14 protein-coding genes are annotated in these 16,587 nt (G+C 74.6%); 5 read left to right on the forward strand and 9 right to left on the reverse strand.

All coding sequences use genetic code 11. The annotated features are described in order from the left end of the window. The first annotated feature begins 28 nt into the window (after positions 1-28). Together ACU616_RS21550 and ACU616_RS21555 are read left to right on the forward strand one after the other, a co-directional pair. Positions 29-1,141, forward strand: a complete 1,113-nt coding sequence (locus tag ACU616_RS21550; RefSeq protein WP_446760458.1) for a sodium:calcium antiporter — start codon at positions 29-31, stop codon at positions 1,139-1,141. A gap of 121 nt (positions 1,142-1,262) precedes the next feature. Continuing rightward, positions 1,263-1,670: a YkvA family protein gene (locus tag ACU616_RS21555; RefSeq protein WP_446760459.1), complete on the forward strand. Its 408-nt coding sequence runs from the start codon at positions 1,263-1,265 to the stop codon at positions 1,668-1,670. Positions 1,671-1,698: 28 nt separating this feature from the next. Here the strand turns inward: ACU616_RS21555 and ACU616_RS21560 are convergent, their stop codons facing one another. The 6 genes from ACU616_RS21560 to ACU616_RS21585 all read right to left on the reverse strand — a co-directional run bounded on the left by ACU616_RS21560 (position 1,699) and on the right by ACU616_RS21585 (position 9,024). Continuing rightward, entirely contained in the window at positions 1,699-2,112 is a 414-nt protein-coding gene (locus ACU616_RS21560) for a GlcG/HbpS family heme-binding protein (protein ID WP_446760460.1), read from the reverse strand. A 538-nt stretch (positions 2,113-2,650) separates the two neighbouring features. Next, positions 2,651-4,129 carry an amidase gene (locus tag ACU616_RS21565; protein ID WP_446760461.1) on the reverse strand — a complete coding sequence of 493 codons (1,479 nt, stop codon included), beginning with the start codon at positions 4,127-4,129 and terminating at the stop codon, positions 2,651-2,653. Positions 4,130-4,289: 160 nt separating this feature from the next. Further along, positions 4,290-4,778, reverse strand: a complete 489-nt coding sequence (locus ACU616_RS21570; protein ID WP_446760462.1) for a nuclear transport factor 2 family protein — start codon at positions 4,776-4,778, stop codon at positions 4,290-4,292. A 396-nt stretch (positions 4,779-5,174) separates the two neighbouring features. Then, complete coding sequence (locus ACU616_RS21575; RefSeq protein WP_446760463.1) at positions 5,175-6,023, reverse strand: tryptophan 2,3-dioxygenase; 849 nt, start codon at positions 6,021-6,023, stop codon at positions 5,175-5,177. 509 nt (positions 6,024-6,532) lie between these two features. Then, positions 6,533-7,714 (reverse strand): serine hydrolase domain-containing protein, encoded by a 1,182-nt coding sequence (locus ACU616_RS21580; protein ID WP_446760464.1) that lies wholly within the window; start codon positions 7,712-7,714, stop codon positions 6,533-6,535. Between the two features lie 86 nt (positions 7,715-7,800). After that, entirely contained in the window at positions 7,801-9,024 is a 1,224-nt protein-coding gene (locus ACU616_RS21585; protein WP_446760465.1) for a serine hydrolase domain-containing protein, read from the reverse strand. Positions 9,025-9,183: 159 nt separating this feature from the next. Here ACU616_RS21585 and ACU616_RS21590 point away from each other — a divergent pair, with 159 nt between their 5' ends. Next, positions 9,184-10,923, forward strand: coding sequence for an ATP-binding protein (locus ACU616_RS21590; protein WP_446760466.1), 1,740 nt, complete (start codon positions 9,184-9,186; stop codon positions 10,921-10,923). After that, positions 10,911-11,558: a response regulator transcription factor gene (locus ACU616_RS21595; protein ID WP_446760467.1), complete on the forward strand. Its 648-nt coding sequence runs from the start codon at positions 10,911-10,913 to the stop codon at positions 11,556-11,558. Before ACU616_RS21590 ends, ACU616_RS21595 begins: the two co-directional genes overlap by 13 nt. 45 nt (positions 11,559-11,603) lie before the next feature. Here the strand turns inward: ACU616_RS21595 and ACU616_RS21600 are convergent, their stop codons facing one another. The 3 genes from ACU616_RS21600 to ACU616_RS21610 all read right to left on the reverse strand — a co-directional run bounded on the left by ACU616_RS21600 (position 11,604) and on the right by ACU616_RS21610 (position 15,833). After that, on the reverse strand, positions 11,604-12,359 hold the full coding sequence (locus ACU616_RS21600; protein WP_446760468.1) for a ferredoxin reductase: 756 nt from the start codon (positions 12,357-12,359) through the stop codon (positions 11,604-11,606). Continuing rightward, positions 12,329-12,931, reverse strand: a complete 603-nt coding sequence (locus ACU616_RS21605; RefSeq protein WP_446760469.1) for a molybdopterin-dependent oxidoreductase — start codon at positions 12,929-12,931, stop codon at positions 12,329-12,331. The genes ACU616_RS21600 and ACU616_RS21605 overlap by 31 nt, the downstream gene beginning before the upstream one ends. Before the next feature lie 82 nt (positions 12,932-13,013). After that, positions 13,014-15,833, reverse strand: coding sequence for an AAA family ATPase (locus ACU616_RS21610; RefSeq protein ID WP_446760470.1), 2,820 nt, complete (start codon positions 15,831-15,833; stop codon positions 13,014-13,016). Positions 15,834-16,083: 250 nt separating this feature from the next. Here ACU616_RS21610 and ACU616_RS21615 point away from each other — a divergent pair, with 250 nt between their 5' ends. Further along, positions 16,084-16,557 (forward strand): DUF5709 domain-containing protein, encoded by a 474-nt coding sequence (locus ACU616_RS21615; protein ID WP_446760471.1) that lies wholly within the window; start codon positions 16,084-16,086, stop codon positions 16,555-16,557. The last annotated feature ends 30 nt before the right edge of the window (positions 16,558-16,587 follow it).

A 16,587-nucleotide genomic window follows, 5' to 3' on the forward strand; every position in this document is an offset into this window, starting at 1 on the left:
GGCTCGTCGCGAGGAGGGGCGCCAGGACATGACCTCGGTGTTCGTCTTCGTCTCCGGGGCGACGCTGCTGGTGCTCAGCGCCGAGAAGCTGATCACCCACCTCGTCGGGGCGGCGAGCGGTCTGCGGATCCCGCTGTTCCTGCTGGCCGTCGTCTTCACCGGTGTGGAGTTCGACGACATCGCGCTCGGCGTCGGGCTGAACCTGGAGGACCTCAGCGGGGTCGCGCTCGGCGTCGTGTTCGGGACGGCGCTGTCGTTCACCGGGGTCGTCCTCGCGGTGGCCGCGGTCGTCCGGCCGAGCGCGGTCGACATCCCGCGCGACTACCTCGTCCTGTTCGCCGCCGCACCGCTGGGAATGGTCGCGGTCACGCTCGCCGGACCGCTCACGGTGACCGACGGGCTGCTGCTCCTGGGGCTGTTCGTCCTGTTCGTCACCTACGTCGCCGCCCGGGAGCTCCGCCGGAGCGTCGCGGTCTTCCGCGACGTGGAGGTGTACGAGGCCGCCGTCGCCGGGGACGGGGACGGGGACGGGGACGGGGACGGGGACGGGGACGATGCAGGGTCCCGGCGAGGGGCGGCACCGGAACCGGTCGGGGCGGCAGCACGGGCCGGTGCCGGACGGGCGCAGCAGGTCGTCGAGGAGGCGCCCCGCACCGAGGAGCGCGACCTGCCCGGCTGGGCCCACCTCGGGCTGGCGGTGGTCGCGCTCGCCGGTCTCGTCGTGGGCGCGGCGACGGTGAGCACCGGGACCGAGGGGATCCTGGCGGCCTACGGGCTCGAGGGCACGGTGTTCGGCGCCACGATCGTCACCGCCGTCCTCACCATGGAGGACGTCCTCCTGACGGTGGAGCCCTTCCGCAGGGGCGTGCCGGAGATCGGGGTCGGCAACGTCATCGGCAGCGTCGTCTTCTCCGTCACCGGGAAGCTGGGCATCACCCTCCTGGCCGGGGGCATCGTCGTCGGCCCGGACGTGCTCACCTGGCACCTGCCCGCGCTCGTCGTCCTCACCGCCCTGGCCGCGTACCTGCTCTCCACCGGCCGGCTGACGCGGTGGCACGGCGGCACCCTGCTGGCGCTCTACGTCGTGTACTGGGTGGTCAGCCTCGTCGCGTTCGGGGAGGTCCCGGTCGAGCTGGATTGAGGACCCCCTTGCCCCCCACCACTCGCAGGCTCGCGGCGGGACCCTGCAAGGGGGCCGATGGGCTCGGGTAGACCACACAGGTCCCGGGACGTCGGCGGGGGCGGTGGAGAGGTGGCGGCGGATGCCGGACTGGGCGTGGACGCTGGTCGGGGTGCTGGCGAGCCTGCTGCTGTGCTGGCTGGTCCTGATGGCCGTGCTGTGGGCGACCCGCCCCGACGACCTGCGACTGCGGGAGCTGCTGCGGCTGCTGCCCGACGTGCTCAGGCTGGTGCACCGGCTGGCCGGCGACGGCACGCTGCCCCGCGGCGTCCGGGTGCGGCTGTGGCTGTTGCTCGGCTACCTGGCCATGCCGATCGACCTGGTGCCCGACTTCGTGCCGGTGCTCGGCCACGCCGACGACGCGATCGTGGTCGCCCTGGTGCTGCGCTCGGTGGTCCGCCGCGCCGGGGCGGCAGCGCTCGACCGGCACTGGCCCGGCACGCCCGACGGCCTGGCCGCGCTGCGCCGGGCGAGCCGGCTGCCGGTGTAGGCGTTCCGACCCCGGAGGGGCACACCCGTCAGAAGCCGGCGGCGGCCGCCTCGCAGACCGTGGTGTCCTGCTCGCCGGTGCCGCCGCTCACCCCGACCGCGCCCACGATGACGCCGTCGGCGCGCACCGGGGCGCCCCCCGCGAAGACCATCACCTTGCCGTTGTTGGACATCTGTATGCCGTAGAACTGCCCGCCCGGCGTGGCCAGTTCGGCGAGCTCGGCAGTGGGGATGTCGAACGCCCGGGCGGTGAAGGCCTTGTTGATGGCGATGTCGACGCTGCCCCGCCAGGCGCCGTCCATCCGGACGTGCAGGACGAGGTCGCCCCCGACGTCGACGACGGCGATGTTCATCGGCTGCCCGATCTCCGCGGCGCGGGCCTCTCCGGCCGCGACGATGCGGCGGGCGTCCTCCAGGGTCAGGCTGGTCAGCTGCTGGGTCATAGGGATTCCTCTCGGGTCGGAGTGATCGGGCAGGGTCCAGGAGGGCGGCTGCTGCACCACGGGGATCCCGCGGGTCGCAGCGACCGGCCGGGGGCCGGGGTCCGTCCGCCACTGCTCCGGTCCGGAAGCCGGGACGGGCCCCGCCCGGGTGGCTCCTCGCCCGTCCGGCGGCGACCACTCGGCCTCCCGCCACGGACGGATCCGTCCTGTGGCGGGACGCCTACGCCGGCTGCGTGGAGCATCCACTCGACCGGGTCGTCCAGCGAGCCGGGGTGGGGCTCGGGTCCCGGGTCCCGATCCAGGCGACGGCCGCGTGGGCGACGTCATCGGACAGCGTCATCGTCGATCACCTCGTCCGTGTGCGCGACGTCCGCAGTGTCTCGACGGCGGGCGGAGGAGACAACCGGCACCGACACGAGCAGCCCGGGCCGTCCTGGGTGCAGTGCTCAGCGTGGGCACGGGGAACCCGGGGACCGTTCCACCACGGGCGGGGGACGTCGGCGGTCGTCACGGGCGCCCTGCCGCGCGCCCCTGCGGGTCAGGTGATCGATCGGTCCGCGCACCGGGCGTAGGTGTCCTGCCAGGGACGCAGGCGTTCGTAGACCGCGCTGGCGGCGAGCACGTCGGCGTCGCCGTAGCGACGGCCGATCAGCTGCATGCCGACCGGCAACCCGTCGACGTCGCCGGCAGGGATCGAGGCGGCCGGGTGCCCGGTGAAGTTGATCAGGTAGGTGAGGCACCAGCCGATGAGCGGGTCGACGTCAACGCCCTCGATGGCGCGCGGCCCGATCGTGTTGCCGTCCTCGGCATTGGTCACGGGCAGCGCGGCGAGCGTCGGGGTGACCAGCAGGTCGTGGGTGCGCAGGACCTGCTGGACCTGGTCGTAGACGTGGGTGCGCATCCTCTGGTCACGCAGCACGTCCAGCGCACTGAGTCGATGGCCGTCGTCGATCCAGCGCAGGTACTCCGGTGGGAAGTCGTCGCGGTGCTCGCCGAGCACGTCGAGACCCTGGGCCTTGAGCCCCTCCAGGCCCTCGATGTTGAGCGGCGTGATCAACCGGCACCACAGGTCGCTGAGCTCGCGCTGGTCGTAGTCGAACCTCAGGTCGACCTCCTCCACGGCGCCGCCGGCCTCCTCGAAGGCATCGACGGCCTGCTGCACGACGGCGGCGACCCTCCGGTCGACCGGGTAGACACCGAAGTCGGGGCTGTACGCGATCCGCCAGCCGCTGATCGACCGGCGCGTGGCCCCGGCGAAGGTGGTGGGGTCGTCGAGGGAGAAGGGGTCCCGGTCGTCGTGACCGGCCAGCACGTCGAGGGCGAGGGCGGCGTCGTCCACGGTGCGGGTCAGCGCCCCCTCGAACAGGAACGGGTTGAGGGAGCCGAAGGCGTTCGGGCGGGAGATCTGAGGCACGCGGCCGAAGGACGCCTTGTAGCCGTACAGGCCACACCAGGCGGCGGGGATGCGGATGGAGCCGCCGCCGTCCGTTCCCTCCGCCAGGGGGAGGAGTCCGTCCGCGACGGCGGCCGCGCTGCCGCCGGAGGAGCCTCCGGTGTTCCTCGTGGTGTCGAAGGGGTTGCGGGAGGGGCCGAACAGGTAGTTGTCACACGTGCCACGGAAGCCCATCACCGGGCTGTTGGTCTTGCCGACGAGGACGGCCCCCGCGGCTTCCATCCTCTCCGCGTACGTGCAGTGGGCGGGGACGCTGAAGTCCTTGAGTGCGCGGACCCCTCCGAACGTCGCAGGCCATCCGGGCTTGAAGTCGAACAGGTCCTTGATCGCGGTCGGGACCCCGTGCAGGGCGCCGATCGCCTCGCCGGACGTGAGGGCCCGTTCGGCCTGTCGCGCTCGGTCCCGGGCCTCCTCGAAGGCGGTGAAGACCAGCGCGTTCAGGCTGGGGTTGCGCGCTTCGATCCGGGCGATGACGGCGTCGAGGAGTTCCACCGGGGAGAGGTCGCGACGTCGGATGCGGGCGGCCAGCTCGGTGGCGGTGGCGTAGGCCAGGTCCTCGGACATCGTCGTCCGCCCTCCGTCGTGTGGGCACGTCGAGGGGCCGCAGTCTGCCGAGGCCCGGTGGCCGCGACAAGGCGAACCGGAACCGGCCGATCGAGAAGCGGCCAGGACGGCGTTCCTCGGCCGTCGGCGGCGCCGGCCTGGACGGCGTGCAGCCACGCGGTCACGGGACCCCTCCCGTCGACGTGGCCGCGGAGCGCGCGGGGGCGAAGCCGAAGCGGTGTCGGTCCCAGCCGTCCCGCAGCGGCCCCCAGTACTCGAACCGCACTTGCTTCACCGCGTACCGCCAGCCGTCGGCGGTGCGGACGAGCCGGTCGGCGTAACGGCCCGCGGCCACGTGCGGGACGTCGTCGACCACGCAGGGTTGCCAGAGCATCGATGACACGGTGGCCGTGTCGGCCTGGATCTCGATCTCGTGGTTCGAGACGTGGTGCCACCAGCGGATGCCTCCGCCGGCGAGACCGGTGAAGAAGGCCAGCAGGTCGTCGTGCCCGCTGGCCCTCTGCAGACCGTCGAAGGTGCCATCGGGCGCGAAGAGCGCCACGAGCGCGGGCCAGTCCCCGGTGTCGATGAGGCGGCAGTAGCGGGCGTCGAGCGCGCGGATCGCCTCGACGTCCTCCAGCCGCCGCACGCGGTCCTCGAGCGTGGTCACGAGCTCCCCCGGGGGTGCGTCGGTGCAGTGCGGGCAGTCTGCCCGGGTCGTGGGCGGGACGGGCCGCTCGGCCCGGTGGCAGGCGGCCGTCGCCGCGGGCGCTCGACGACGACCGGATCCTCCTCGCTCACCGCGGCGGCGCGGCGATCCTCCTCGGCCGGTGGCCGCCTTCTTCCGCGCTGTCGTGCCGGCCCTCGCCGGTACCGCCCGGATGTCGTGTTCGGAGCTTCCCGCCTCGAACGCCGCCGCCAGCCTCATCCGGGGTGTCACGGTGGTCCTGCTCCTGCGACCACCGCGGGGTCGTGCTCCGGGCTGCGAGGGACGCCGGGCGGCCCCGTGCGTCAGCCGTCCGGACGCTCCGGACCGGCTTCGACCGGCAGCGTGCCGGCGCGGCGCTCAGGCACCGATCACCGTCCGCACCGCATAGAGCTCCGGGAAGAAGGTGAGGTCGAGCGCCCGCCTGAGGAACGCGACACCCGAGCTCCCGCCGGTGCCCGGCTTTGAGCCGATGGTCCGCTGCACGGTACGGAGGTGACGGAAGCGCCACAGCTGGACGGCGTCCTCGAGGTCGACGAGGTCCTCGCAGATCGCGTACTCCGCCCAGTGAGCCGCGGTGTCCTCGTAGATCGCCTTGTACACGGGGAGCAGCGAGTCCTCCTCCACCCACGCCTCGCGCACGTCCCGGTGCAGGACGTGCTCCGGGACCGGGTGGCCGGCACGGGCCAGGAAGCGCAGGAAGGCGTCGTAGACCGTCGGGGCGTCGAGCAGCTCGGCCAGCAGGTCGTGTGCGTGCGGCCTGGCATCGAACACCTGCAGCACGTGCTCGTTCTTGTTGCCGAGGATGAACTCGACGGCGCGGTACTGGTGGGACTGGAAGCCCGACGCGTTGCCCAGGACACCGCGGAACTGGGTGTACTCGCTCGGCGTCAGGGTCGCGAGGACCGACCACTGGTCGGTGATCGTGCGGAAGACGTGCTTGACCCGGGCCAGGCCCTTGCCCGCACGGCGGACGTCGTCCGCGTCCAGCGAGGAGCGGACGGCGCGCAGCTCGTGCAGCGCGAGCTTCAGCCACAGCTCGGTGGTCTGGTGCTGGATGATGAACAGCGGCTCGTCGTGGTGGTCGCTGATCGGGTGCTGCGCGGACAGCAGCGCGTCGAGGGCCAGGTAGCTCCCGTAGTCCATCTTCTCGCTGAAGTCAGTCGTCATCCCGGCTTCGACGGCGCGGACGCCCTCCTCGATCGCCATGACGCATCCTCTCCGTGCCGGATGCCATCCTCGTCCGCTCCCGCTGCCGGGTCGACCTCTCGGCCCATCGAGCCGGACCACCGCACGTGGTGGCGCCACCTGACGCGCCGTCGGACGCGTGGCACCCGCACCCCGGCACGGGTCGCCAGGCCGCCGTCGCCCCCGCCGTGAGCCGGGCTGCTGTCACCGCGCGATGGCCGGCCGCCGTCGCGGCGCCGGAGCCGGGCGCGGTCACCAGGTCCGCCACCGCCGTCGAGGTGGCCCGAGTCCACGCTGCGCCGAGCTCGCGCGGTGGTCTCGTCGAGATGATGCCACGGTGGTCGACGGGCTCCACCGGACGTGCTGCTCCACCTGGTCGACACGTGCGCACACGTGTTCCTGCCGCCGGAGCGGAGCGGAGCGTCCGTCCGTCGATCGGCCGGGTGAGCATCCGGGACGGGTGCGTCGTGGGGGCGTGCTGGGCTCTCCGGTCCCGCCCGGTCAGCGTGGACCGTCACGACGCCCGACGGTCACCAGGTCGGCAGGCTGCCCGGGTACAGCAGCGTGACGATCCCGCCCCAGAGATCGGTCGCGGGGACGGCCTCGCCGTCGGCCGCGTTGACCATCACCACCACGCTCGCCTCCTGCGCGGGCAGGTGGAAGACCATGTCGCTGTAGCCGAACACCGAGCCGTTGTGGCCCACCCAGTCCCCGAGCCGGAGGACGCCGAGGCCGTACTGCACCCGGGTGCCGGTCGAGGTCAGCGGCGTCCACTCCTGGCGCAGCCGGGCGGTCTCCGGGGCGAGGCCGGCCCCGGTCGCCAGCTGCTCGGCGTAGCGCACCATGTCCGGCACGGTGGAGACGACCGCACCGGCGGTGAACGGGACGTCGGGGTTGCTGAGCGTGACGTCCCGGGGTCCGTCGGCGGCCGGATCCGCCGGTGCCAGCTCGCTGTCGGTGTTCACGTAGCCGTGCGCGAACGGCTCCGGCAGGGCCGCGGTCGTGGGGTACGAGGTCTCCGGGAGGCCGAGGTCCTCGATCACCGAGGTGGTGCACTGCCGTGCCGAGCGGCCGGTGACCCGCTCGAGGACCAGCCCGAGCAGCACGTACTCCGAGTTGGAGTACACGGTCGCCTGGTCGGGTGGGCCGGCCTCGTCGGCGTGCGCGCGGATGATCTCCAGGGCGTCGTAGGGGGACCACCCCGGCAGGAGCGGATCGGCGGCGTACCGCGCCAGGAACCCCTCGTCCGCGACGAAGTCGTACACGCCGCCGCGCATGCCCAGGAGGTCCCGGACGGTGATCTCGTCCCCGCGGGGGACGTCGGGCACGTACTCGTCGAGGCGGTCGTCGAGGGACAGCCTCCCCTGGTCGGCGAGCTGCAGCACGGCCTGCGCGGTGAGGGTCTTGCTCACGCTGGCGATGCGGTAGTGGATGTCGGGGGTCATCGGGGTCCCCGCGGCGTCCGCGGTCCCGTAGGCCTGCAGGTAGCTCCCGCGGACCGGGTCGGAGATGCCGACCACCGCACCGGTGACGCCGCCGGTCAAGGCGGCCTGCGCGAGGTCGTCGACCCGTGCGGCGAGGTCCGGGTCGAGGGCCGCGGCCGGGGGAGAGGCGGGTCCGGCCGCGGAGACGGGGGTGGCCGTGACGCCGGTCGTCGCCGCGCCGGCGAGCAGGGCGAGGGCCAGGGCGGCGGGGCGCATCCATCGGCGCATGGCGAACAGCTCCTCCGGAGAGGGAACGGGATGGTGTCCCCGGAGCCGAGCCCGGTCGTGCCGGCCCGATCCGCCAGGGGTGCCGGTCAGTCGGCGTAGAGCTCGTCGATCACCGCTCGGGCGAGCTCGACGGCCGGGCCCTCGCCGTTGGGCGCGGGGGCGGTGGCGGCCCAGGTGACGACGGTGGTGCCCGTGACGGGGTCGTGGCCCATGAAGGAGTTGGTCCCGGGCAGTTCACCGGAGTGTCCGTATACGGGCCCGAAGCGGGCCAGGCCGAGTCCGTAGCCGGGGCTGGCCGGGTCGTCCGGGTCAATCGGCCGGACGCTGTCGATCCGCTGCTGCTGCAGCTGCGGGCTGAGCAGGCACCCGTCGACCAGGTCCTCCACGTAGTCGGCGAGGTCCTCCGCGGTGGAGATCCCGGCGCCCGCGGTCCAGGCCCACGAGGGGTTGAGGTCGGTGACGTCCATCGGCTCCAGGGTGCCGGCGCTGGCCGCGGCCTGGACCTCCGGTGGGAGCACCAGGCTGTCGATGGTCTCCACGTTCGTGCCGAACGTGTACGTCTGCGGGTGCGGCTCGGGGATCGACGCGTCGGTCACGGCCGGGAAGGAGGTCTCGCCCAGCCCGAGGGGGTCGACGAGCCGGTCCTGGAAGGCCTGCTCCACCGGGACGCCGGTCAGCTGCTCGATGATCAGGCCCAGCAGCACGTAGTTGGTGTTGGAGTACAGGAACCCCTCGCCCGGGGGGAAGGCGGGCGGCTCGGCCAGGCCGATCGCCAGCAGCTCCTCCGGGTCCCACACCCGGCCGGGGTCGCTGTCGAGCTGCTCGTTCAGTTCCAGGTCGGTGGTGTAGTTGGCCAGACCGCTGGTCATGTCCAGCAGCTGGGCGATGGTGATGTGCTCCCCGTTGGGCACGTCCGGGCGGTACCGCGACACCGGGTCGTCGAGGCCGATCCTGCCCTCGTCGACCAGCTGCAGGACCACCGTGGCGGTCCAGGTCTTGGTGTTGCTGCCGACCCGGACGTGGTCGGCGAGGGTGACCGGCTCGGTGCCGTGCCAGGTCCGGGTGCCCATCGCGGTGGCCCAGTCGCCGAGCTCGGGGGACCGCACCAGGACGACCGCGCCGGTGATCGCCAGGTCCCTCATCAGCCGGTCCAGTTCGGGCTGGACCGCCGCGGCGTACGCCGGCACCTCCGACGCCGCCGCGCTCCCCGGCGACGCGTCCACGGTCGACGCGCCCACGGGCGACGAGGTGAACGCCGTCAGCACGACGGTCGACACGAGCAACGGGACGGCGGCCGCTCGGCGGGACATGGAGGCGACCCTGGCGGCGCCGGAACCGCCGGGCAAGGGACCGGGGTGGGCCGCTCCCCTGGACCTGGGTACAGGGTGGCGCGGGGGACACCGCCGCCGCGACCTGCACCGATCGCGTGCCGCCGGTGCCATGCTGCCCCGGTGCCGCATCGGGGAGGCGTGCGATCGCCGCTGGCGCGGGCGCTGATGGTGAGCCTCGCGCTGATCGGCGTCCTCGGTGTCGTCGTCGCCGGCATCGAGACCGCCCTGTTCGCCGAGCAGGACACCGGCCCGTGGTGGCTGCTCGCGTCGTTCCCGGCCGGGGGGCTCGTCCACCTCGCCGCGGGGCTGGAGGCGTGGCGGCGCCGGCCGAGCAACCGGACCGGCCCGATCATGGTCCTCGGCGCCCTGACGTGGTTCGTGGTCGCTCTCGCCAACACCGGGACACCGGCCCTGGTGGCGGTGGGTGTCGTGCTCGCCACCACCCCGCTCGCCGTGGTCGTGTGGCTGCTGCACGCCTTCCCGTCCGGCCGGCTGCGCTCGCGCACCTCCCGCCTGACGGTGGTGGGGGGCTTCGTGGTGTCACTCGTCCTGCAGGTCCCGGGGTACCTCTTCGACCGGGGTGCCAGCCCCGGCGGCATGCTCTCCGTCGCCCACCGGGTGGACCTCTCCCTCGCCGGCACCTGGCTCCAGCGGGGCGCGGGGATGGCCGTCATGCTGGTCACCGCCGGTGTGCTCGCCGGGCGGCTGCGCACCGCGACGCCCGGCCAGCGGAGGGTGCTGCTGCCGCTGTACGCCTACGGCATCCTGGCCGTCCTGGCGACGCCGCTCGGTCCGCTCCTGGGACCCTCCGCCGGTCTGTCGGCCGTACAGGTCGCCGGGCTGCAGATCGTCCTGCTGGCCGGGGTGCCCGTCGCCTTCGCGGCGGCGGTGCTGCGCGGCGGCTTCGCGAGGACCGCCGGGATCCAGGAGCTCAGCGCCTGGCTGGCGTCGTCCGCGGCCACCCCGGACCTGCTCGCCGGCGCCCTCGGCCGTGCGCTCGGGGACCCGTCGCTGCAGGTCGTCTACGCGTCCCGCGACGGGCGTGCCCTCGTGGACGGTGACGGCGCCGCGTTCGACGCGTCGGCGCTGGGGGAGCACCGCGACCTGGTCGACATCGAGCTCGGGTCGAGACGGATCGGCGCCATCGTCTACGACACGACGGCCGTCGACGACACCGAGCTGGCCCGCGGCGCGGGTCAGGTGGCCGCCCTCGCCATCGACCACGACCGGCTGACCGCCGAGCTGCGGGCCAGCCACGCCGACCTGCAGCAGTCGCGCGCCCGCCTCGTCGAGGCCGGCGACCGGGCGCGGCAGCACATCGCGCAGGACCTGCACGACGGTCTGCAGGTGGAGCTCGTCCTGCTGGCGGTGGAAGCGCAACAACTGGCCCGCGTCGACGGGCCGGCCGACCTGCCCGCCGCGGCGACGCGCCTGCGGATCGGCATCGACGGTGCCGCCCGGCACCTGCGGGAGGTCGCCCACGCCGTGATGCCGGCCGCCCTCATCGAGCGGGGTCTGACCGCGGCGGTCGAGGACCTGGCCGACCGCGTGCCGCTGCCGACCCGGCTGCTGCTGGTCGGCGGCGACGGGCGCCTGCCGGCGACGGTCGAGCGGACGGCCTACTTCGTCGTCGCGGAGGCGCTGACCAACGCGGTCAAGCACGCCGCGGCCGAGACCCTGACCGTGACGCTCGCGCGCGAGCCGACGCGGCTCCTCATCGGCGTCACCGACGACGGCGTCGGCGGGGCGACCCCGGAGGGTGGCGTGGGGCTGCACGGCCTCGCCGACCGGGTCGACGCCCTCGGTGGCCGGTTCACCCTGGAGAGCCCCGCCGGCGGGGGCACGCGTCTGCGGGTGGAGCTGCCGTGCGGGTCGTGATCGGCGAGGACGAGGCGCTGTTGCGGACCGGGCTCGTGCACGTGGTGCAGGCGGCCGGGTTCGACGTCGTCGCCGCGGTCGGGGACGCGCGCGAGCTGGTCCGCAGCGCGGGGGACCACCTCCCCGACGTCGTCGTCACCGACATCCGGATGCCGCCCGACCACAGGGACGCGGGCCTGCGGGCGGCGATCGAGATCCGCCGGCAGCACCCCGGGATCGCCGTCCTCGTGCTGTCGCAGCACCTCCAGCGCGCCTACGCCGTCGAACTGCTGGGCGATCGCCCGTCGGGGGTCGGGTACCTCCTCAAGCAGCGGATCGCCGACGTCGACACGTTCACCGACGACCTCCGCCGCGTCGCTGCCGGCGGCACCGTCCTCGACCCCGAGGTAGTGAGCCTCGTGGTCGCCCGCGCCCGGGGGCGCCGCGAGGCGCTCGACCGGCTGACCCCCCGGCAGCGGCAGGTGCTGGCCCTGATGTCCGAGGGCCGGACCAACGCCGCGATCGCCCGGACCCTGTCGATCACCGAGCGGGCGGTCGTGCAGCACACGTCGCACATCTACGACGAGCTCGGCCTGGCGCCCAGCGACGACGACCACCGCCGGGTGCTGGCGGTCATCCGGTACCTCTCGTCGTGAGCGGCCGGCCGAGCTGCACGAGCGCGCCCCGGCTCCGGGCGCGGGCTACGACGGCTCCCCGGACGCCCCGAAGCGCTCCAGCCGGATGGCCGACGGCTCGTGTCCCAGCTCGACGAGCTGCGCGGCGACGTCCTCCACGAAGTACGTGGGCCCGCAGACGAAGACCCGCGGCCGTTCCGAGGGAGGGGAGGTCCGCTCCTGCAGCATCCTCCGGTCGATGCGCCCGGTCGGCCCCGTCCAGCCCGCCGGCGCCCCGCGGGTGAGGGTGATCGTCGTGTGGGGCCCGAGGGCGTCCCGAGCGACGACGTCGTCGAGCGTGCGGGCCGAGTACAGCAGGCGCACCGGTGTGGTGCTGCGGGCGTTGCGGTGGTGGCCGAGCATCGCGAGGAAGGGCGCCACGCCGGCGCCCCCGGCGACGAGCTGCACCGGACGGCGCCCTCCGTCGGCTGCCGCGTCCGTGTCGGCGGACCAGACGAAGTACCCGCCGATCGGTCCCCGCAGCTCGAGGCGGTCACCGGGCCGGAGCTCGCCGGTGAGGTACGGCGAGACCTCGCCCCCGTCGACCCGCTCGACCAGCAGGTGCAGCCGGGGCTCCTCCGGCGGCGAGGCGATCGAGTAACTGCGTTGCGCCGTGTAGCCGTCCTCGGCGGTCAGGCGCAGGTCGACGTGCTGTCCGGGCAGGTGGCCCCGCCAGTCGGGGACGTCGAAGAGCAGCCGGTGCACACGAGCGGTCTCCACCCGCTTCTCCAGCAGCGTGGCGACCAGCCAGTTCAGTCGCCGCTGTACCGCTGCTCGAGCCATGGGTCCCCACGATCGTGGTAGCCGAAGGTCTCCCAGAAGCCCGGCTCGTTGGCCCGCGTCAGCGCGAGACCGCGGAGCCACTTCGCGCTCTTCCAGAAGTAGAGGTGCGGGACCAGCAGGCGCACCGGCCCGCCGTGCTCGGGCGCGAGGGGTTGCCCGTCGTAGGTGTCGACCACCCACGCCCGGCCGTCGGTCAGGTCGGTCAGCCGGTGGTTCGTGGTGTACCCACCGTCGCAGAACGCGGTGACGTACTCGACCGGGGTCTGCACGCCGGCCAGCAGCGTGTCGACGGCGACGCCCTCCCAGCGCGTGTCGAACTTCGACCACTTCGTGACGCAGTGGATGTCGACAGAGACCGCCTCGCGCGGCAGTGCGCGGAACTCGTCCCACGTCCAGCGCCGCCCGCCGTCCACCTCGCCCTGGACGGTCAGGTCCCAGGCGGCGAGCGGCGTCCGCGGTGTCGGCCCGGCCGAGAGCACCGGGAAGGACGCGCCGACGTCGTACTGGCCCGGGGGGAGCCGCTCGTCACGGCGCACCTCGTGGCGTCCGAACCCGCGGGATACCACCGACATGACCCCTCCACGGTGTCGACTCGGTGCGACCCTGGCCGCCGGCGGCGGTGGTGCGCATCAGTCGAACGACCGGTCCGGGAGGTCAGCCGGCCCGGGACGGGACGCCGGCGCCGGCCGGCACCCCGTCGCGCGCCGCGCTCAGGGCGTCCCTCAGCGCGGCCCGGCTGCTGATGCCCAGCTTGGGGAACACCCGGTACAGGTGGGCCCCCACGGTCCTCGGGGACAGGAACATCCGGCTGCCGATCTGCTTGTTCGACAGCCCGGACGCGGCGAGCATCGCGATCTCGTACTCCTGCGACGTCAGCGTCCAGCGCCGGTCACCGACCGGCGCGGGCCCGGCGGTCCACCCGGTGGCGGCGAGCTCGGTGGCGGCCCGGGCCGCCCAGGGCCGGGCCCCCAGCCGGCGGAAGGTCTCTCCGGCCGACGTCAGCTGCAGACGCGCCGCCGTCGTCGCCCTGCTCCGGCGCAGGTGCTCGCCGTACGCGAGCCTGGTGCGGGCCTCCTCGAAGGGGTGGCGGTGCGCGCCGGGCGTCGCGAGTGCGGCCTCGAACAGGCCCGTGGCCTCCTCGCCCGACCCCACCAGGGCGGCCGAGGCGCACGCCGCCACGGCCGGCCACGGACGGCTCCGGAAGACCGTCGAGCGCTGCATGGCCGCGACGTGCCGCTCGGCCTCGGACCTGCGTCCCGTCCGGACGGCGGCCTCCACGACGTCCATGGCCACCTCGAGCGCCACCGGCGCGTGGGGCCGGAAGTCGCCCGGCGCGCTGACGGCCGCGAGGTGCCGGTACGCCTCCTCGAACTCGCCACGTCCCAGGGCCTGCAGCCCGCGCACGTGGTCGGCGAACTGGCCGAGGAGCCGGGTCCCGCGGGAGGCCGACCACGTCTCCAGCCGGTCGGCGCACGCGGCGGCGGTCGCCTCGTCGCCGCGTGCGGCGGCCACCAGGCCCTCGCAGTGGACCGCGGACACCGCCAGGAGCCGGTAGCCCAGCCGCTCGCTCCAGGCGACGGCCTCCTGCGCGGTCCCAGCGGCCTCGTCCCAGCGGCCCTCCCGCCGCGCGTCGTGGGACAGCAGCACCAGGGCCTGGAGCGCGGAGGCGACGGCGCCGCCGGCCCTGCCGTCCGCGACGACCCGCTGCAGCGCCGACCGGCAGCCGGCCAGCCGGTCGGACCAGCAGGCCGCCGTGGCGACCCGGACGACGTGCGCGGGGTCGGACTCGCCCTGGACCACCGACACGAGCTCGTCGAGCCGGTCGAGCGCCTCGGGTGTGGCGCGCGCCGGGTCGGCGAACACGGTGGCGGAGACGGCCAGCACGTCGGACGCGCCTGCGCCGACCCGGTCGAGGGCTCGCTGGAACTCACCCCAGAGCTCCTCGCGCCCCGCGACGTGGCAGGCGAGCAGGAGGCAGTGCAGCGCGTCCTCGAGCGTGCGGGCGTCCGGTCGGTCCGACCCGGGGTGGTGCAGTGCCCGCAGGAGGACCAGGGACGCGGTGTCGACGTCGCCGTCGGCGTGCAGCAGGTGGTGGGCGGCCGCGGTGCCGACCCGCAGGGACCCGCCGGCCGAGGGGTCGGCCGCGGAGGCCTCCGACAGCAGCGGCGGGACGGTGCGCAGGTAGCCGGTCGTGTCGGCGCCCACGAACGCCGCCTCGGCCAGGCGCCGGGCGCGGTCGGGGCCGGCCGGGGTGAGGTGCGCCGCCTGGAGCAGGGAACGGACCGAGCGGGGTGCGTCCCCTTTCGCCCGCGCCCGGTGGGAGGAGGTCTCCAGCAGGTCCGCGGCGGCCGTGTCGGGGCCGATCGCGGACTGACCGAGGTGCCAGGCGCACCGCTCCGGGTGGTCGACCAGGGCGGTGGCGAGGGCGCGGTGCGCCCGGCGGCGCTCGCTGCTGGTCGCCAGTTCGACCACGGCCGCACCGATGAGCGGGTGCCGGAACGACACGTGGTTCCGCGCGACGTCGACGAGCACCAGGCGGTCGCGCTCCGCCGGTCCGAGGCCGTCGAGCCAGTCGTCGTCGGCGGCCGCCGCCCGGAGGGTGCCCAGGTCGCCGGTGACGTCGAGGGCGACGAGCAGGAGCAGCTCCCGTGTCGTCGCGGGCAGCCGCCCCAGCCGCTCGGCCTGGTCGCGGCGCAGCGCCGTGCTCAGCGGCAGACGGCGGGGGAGCGCGACGGACCCCGCGCGCTGCTCGGCGGTCACGACGGCCGGCAGCTCCAGCAGCGCGCGCGGGTTGCCGGCCGCTGCTGCCATCACGCGCTGCCGGAGCAGGCCGGTCGACGTCGGGAAGCCGCGGTCGAGGAGCTCGGCGGCCGACGGGTCGTCCAGGGGCGGCACGTCCATCTCGGGGAGTCCGGCGTGCAGGAGGAGGCACCGGCTGCCGGTGGGCGCCGCGCCGAGGACGCCGATCCGGCTCCCCTCCAGGCGGCGGGCGACGAAGCCCAGCGCCGCGGCGCTGGCCGTGTCCAGCCAGGGGAGGTCGTCGACCTGCACCAGCACCGGACGCCCGGTCGCGGTGTGCCGGAGCAGCCCGAGGGTGGCCGCCGACACCAGCAGGGCGGGCGGCGGCGCGCCGGTGCTCAGTCCCAGGGCCACGGCGAGCACGTCGCGGTGGGGCCGGGGGAGCGCCGGGACGTCCCCCAGCAGGGGCAGCAGGAGCTGGTGGAGCCCGGCGAAGTCCATCCCCGCCTCGAACTCCACCCCGGCCGCCCGCAGGACCGTCGTCCCGGACGCCGCCGCCTCCCGCGCCACGGCCTCCAGCAGAGCGGACTTGCCGACGCCCGGTTCCCCGGTCAGCAGCAGGGCCGCGCCACCGGCAGACATCCGTCGCAGGAACGAGGACAGGGCCGCCAGCTCGGCGGACCGGCCGACGAGGGCCAGGTCCCCGCCGTGGGGGGATCTCGTCTGGTGTGGCACAGGGCCCCCTCCGGTGCGTCGTCCGTCGCCCGGTGCTGCTCGACCCCCGCTGCAGCGGACCGGGACACCCGGACCGGCCCGCCCGCCGCCTGAGAGTCTCTCTCACGTAGGGGGTCGCCCACCAGCGGTCGCGCTGCGACGTCGGAGCTGCGCAGGGGCAGTCGGATGACCGATGCGCGCCCCGGGCGCCGCGGGCCAGAGTCGTCCGGCCGGGCGGTGGGCCGGGTCCTGCGCTCTCGAGGAGGTCGTCGTGAACCCGTTCCTCTTCGGCTCCGACGGGACCGATCCGGAGGAGGGATCCGGTGTCCTGCAGCCGCAGGACACCCTCGAGGACCTCGACGGCATCGGGGACGTGCTCGACACGGGGTGGTCCCCGGCCGAGCGTCCCTGGGCGGTCACCGACTGGGGGACGACCGAGCGGGAGGAGCTCGCCGGCGAGGGCCTCGCCGGGAGGCTGTCGAGAGAGCTCCCGGAGCAGGAGCAGCCCGACGGGGACGGGCTGGGCGACGCCTCCGACACCGACGGCGAGCTGATCGACCGGGAGGTCGGCCGGGCCCGGGCCGGGCGGCTCCTCGAGCCGCCCGGGACCTGGGGCGACGCGGAGCCCGAACTGCACGGACGGGACGTCGGGATCGACTCCGGCGCCGCCTCCGCCGAGGAGGCAGCGGTGCACCTCGTCCCCGAGGACGGCGACGAGTGGTCCTCCAGCTGGACAGACCGGTGACCTGCCGGGCCGCGTGATCGATCGGAGGGG

The sequence above is a fragment of the Geodermatophilus sp. URMC 62 genome, from assembly GCF_052931475.1.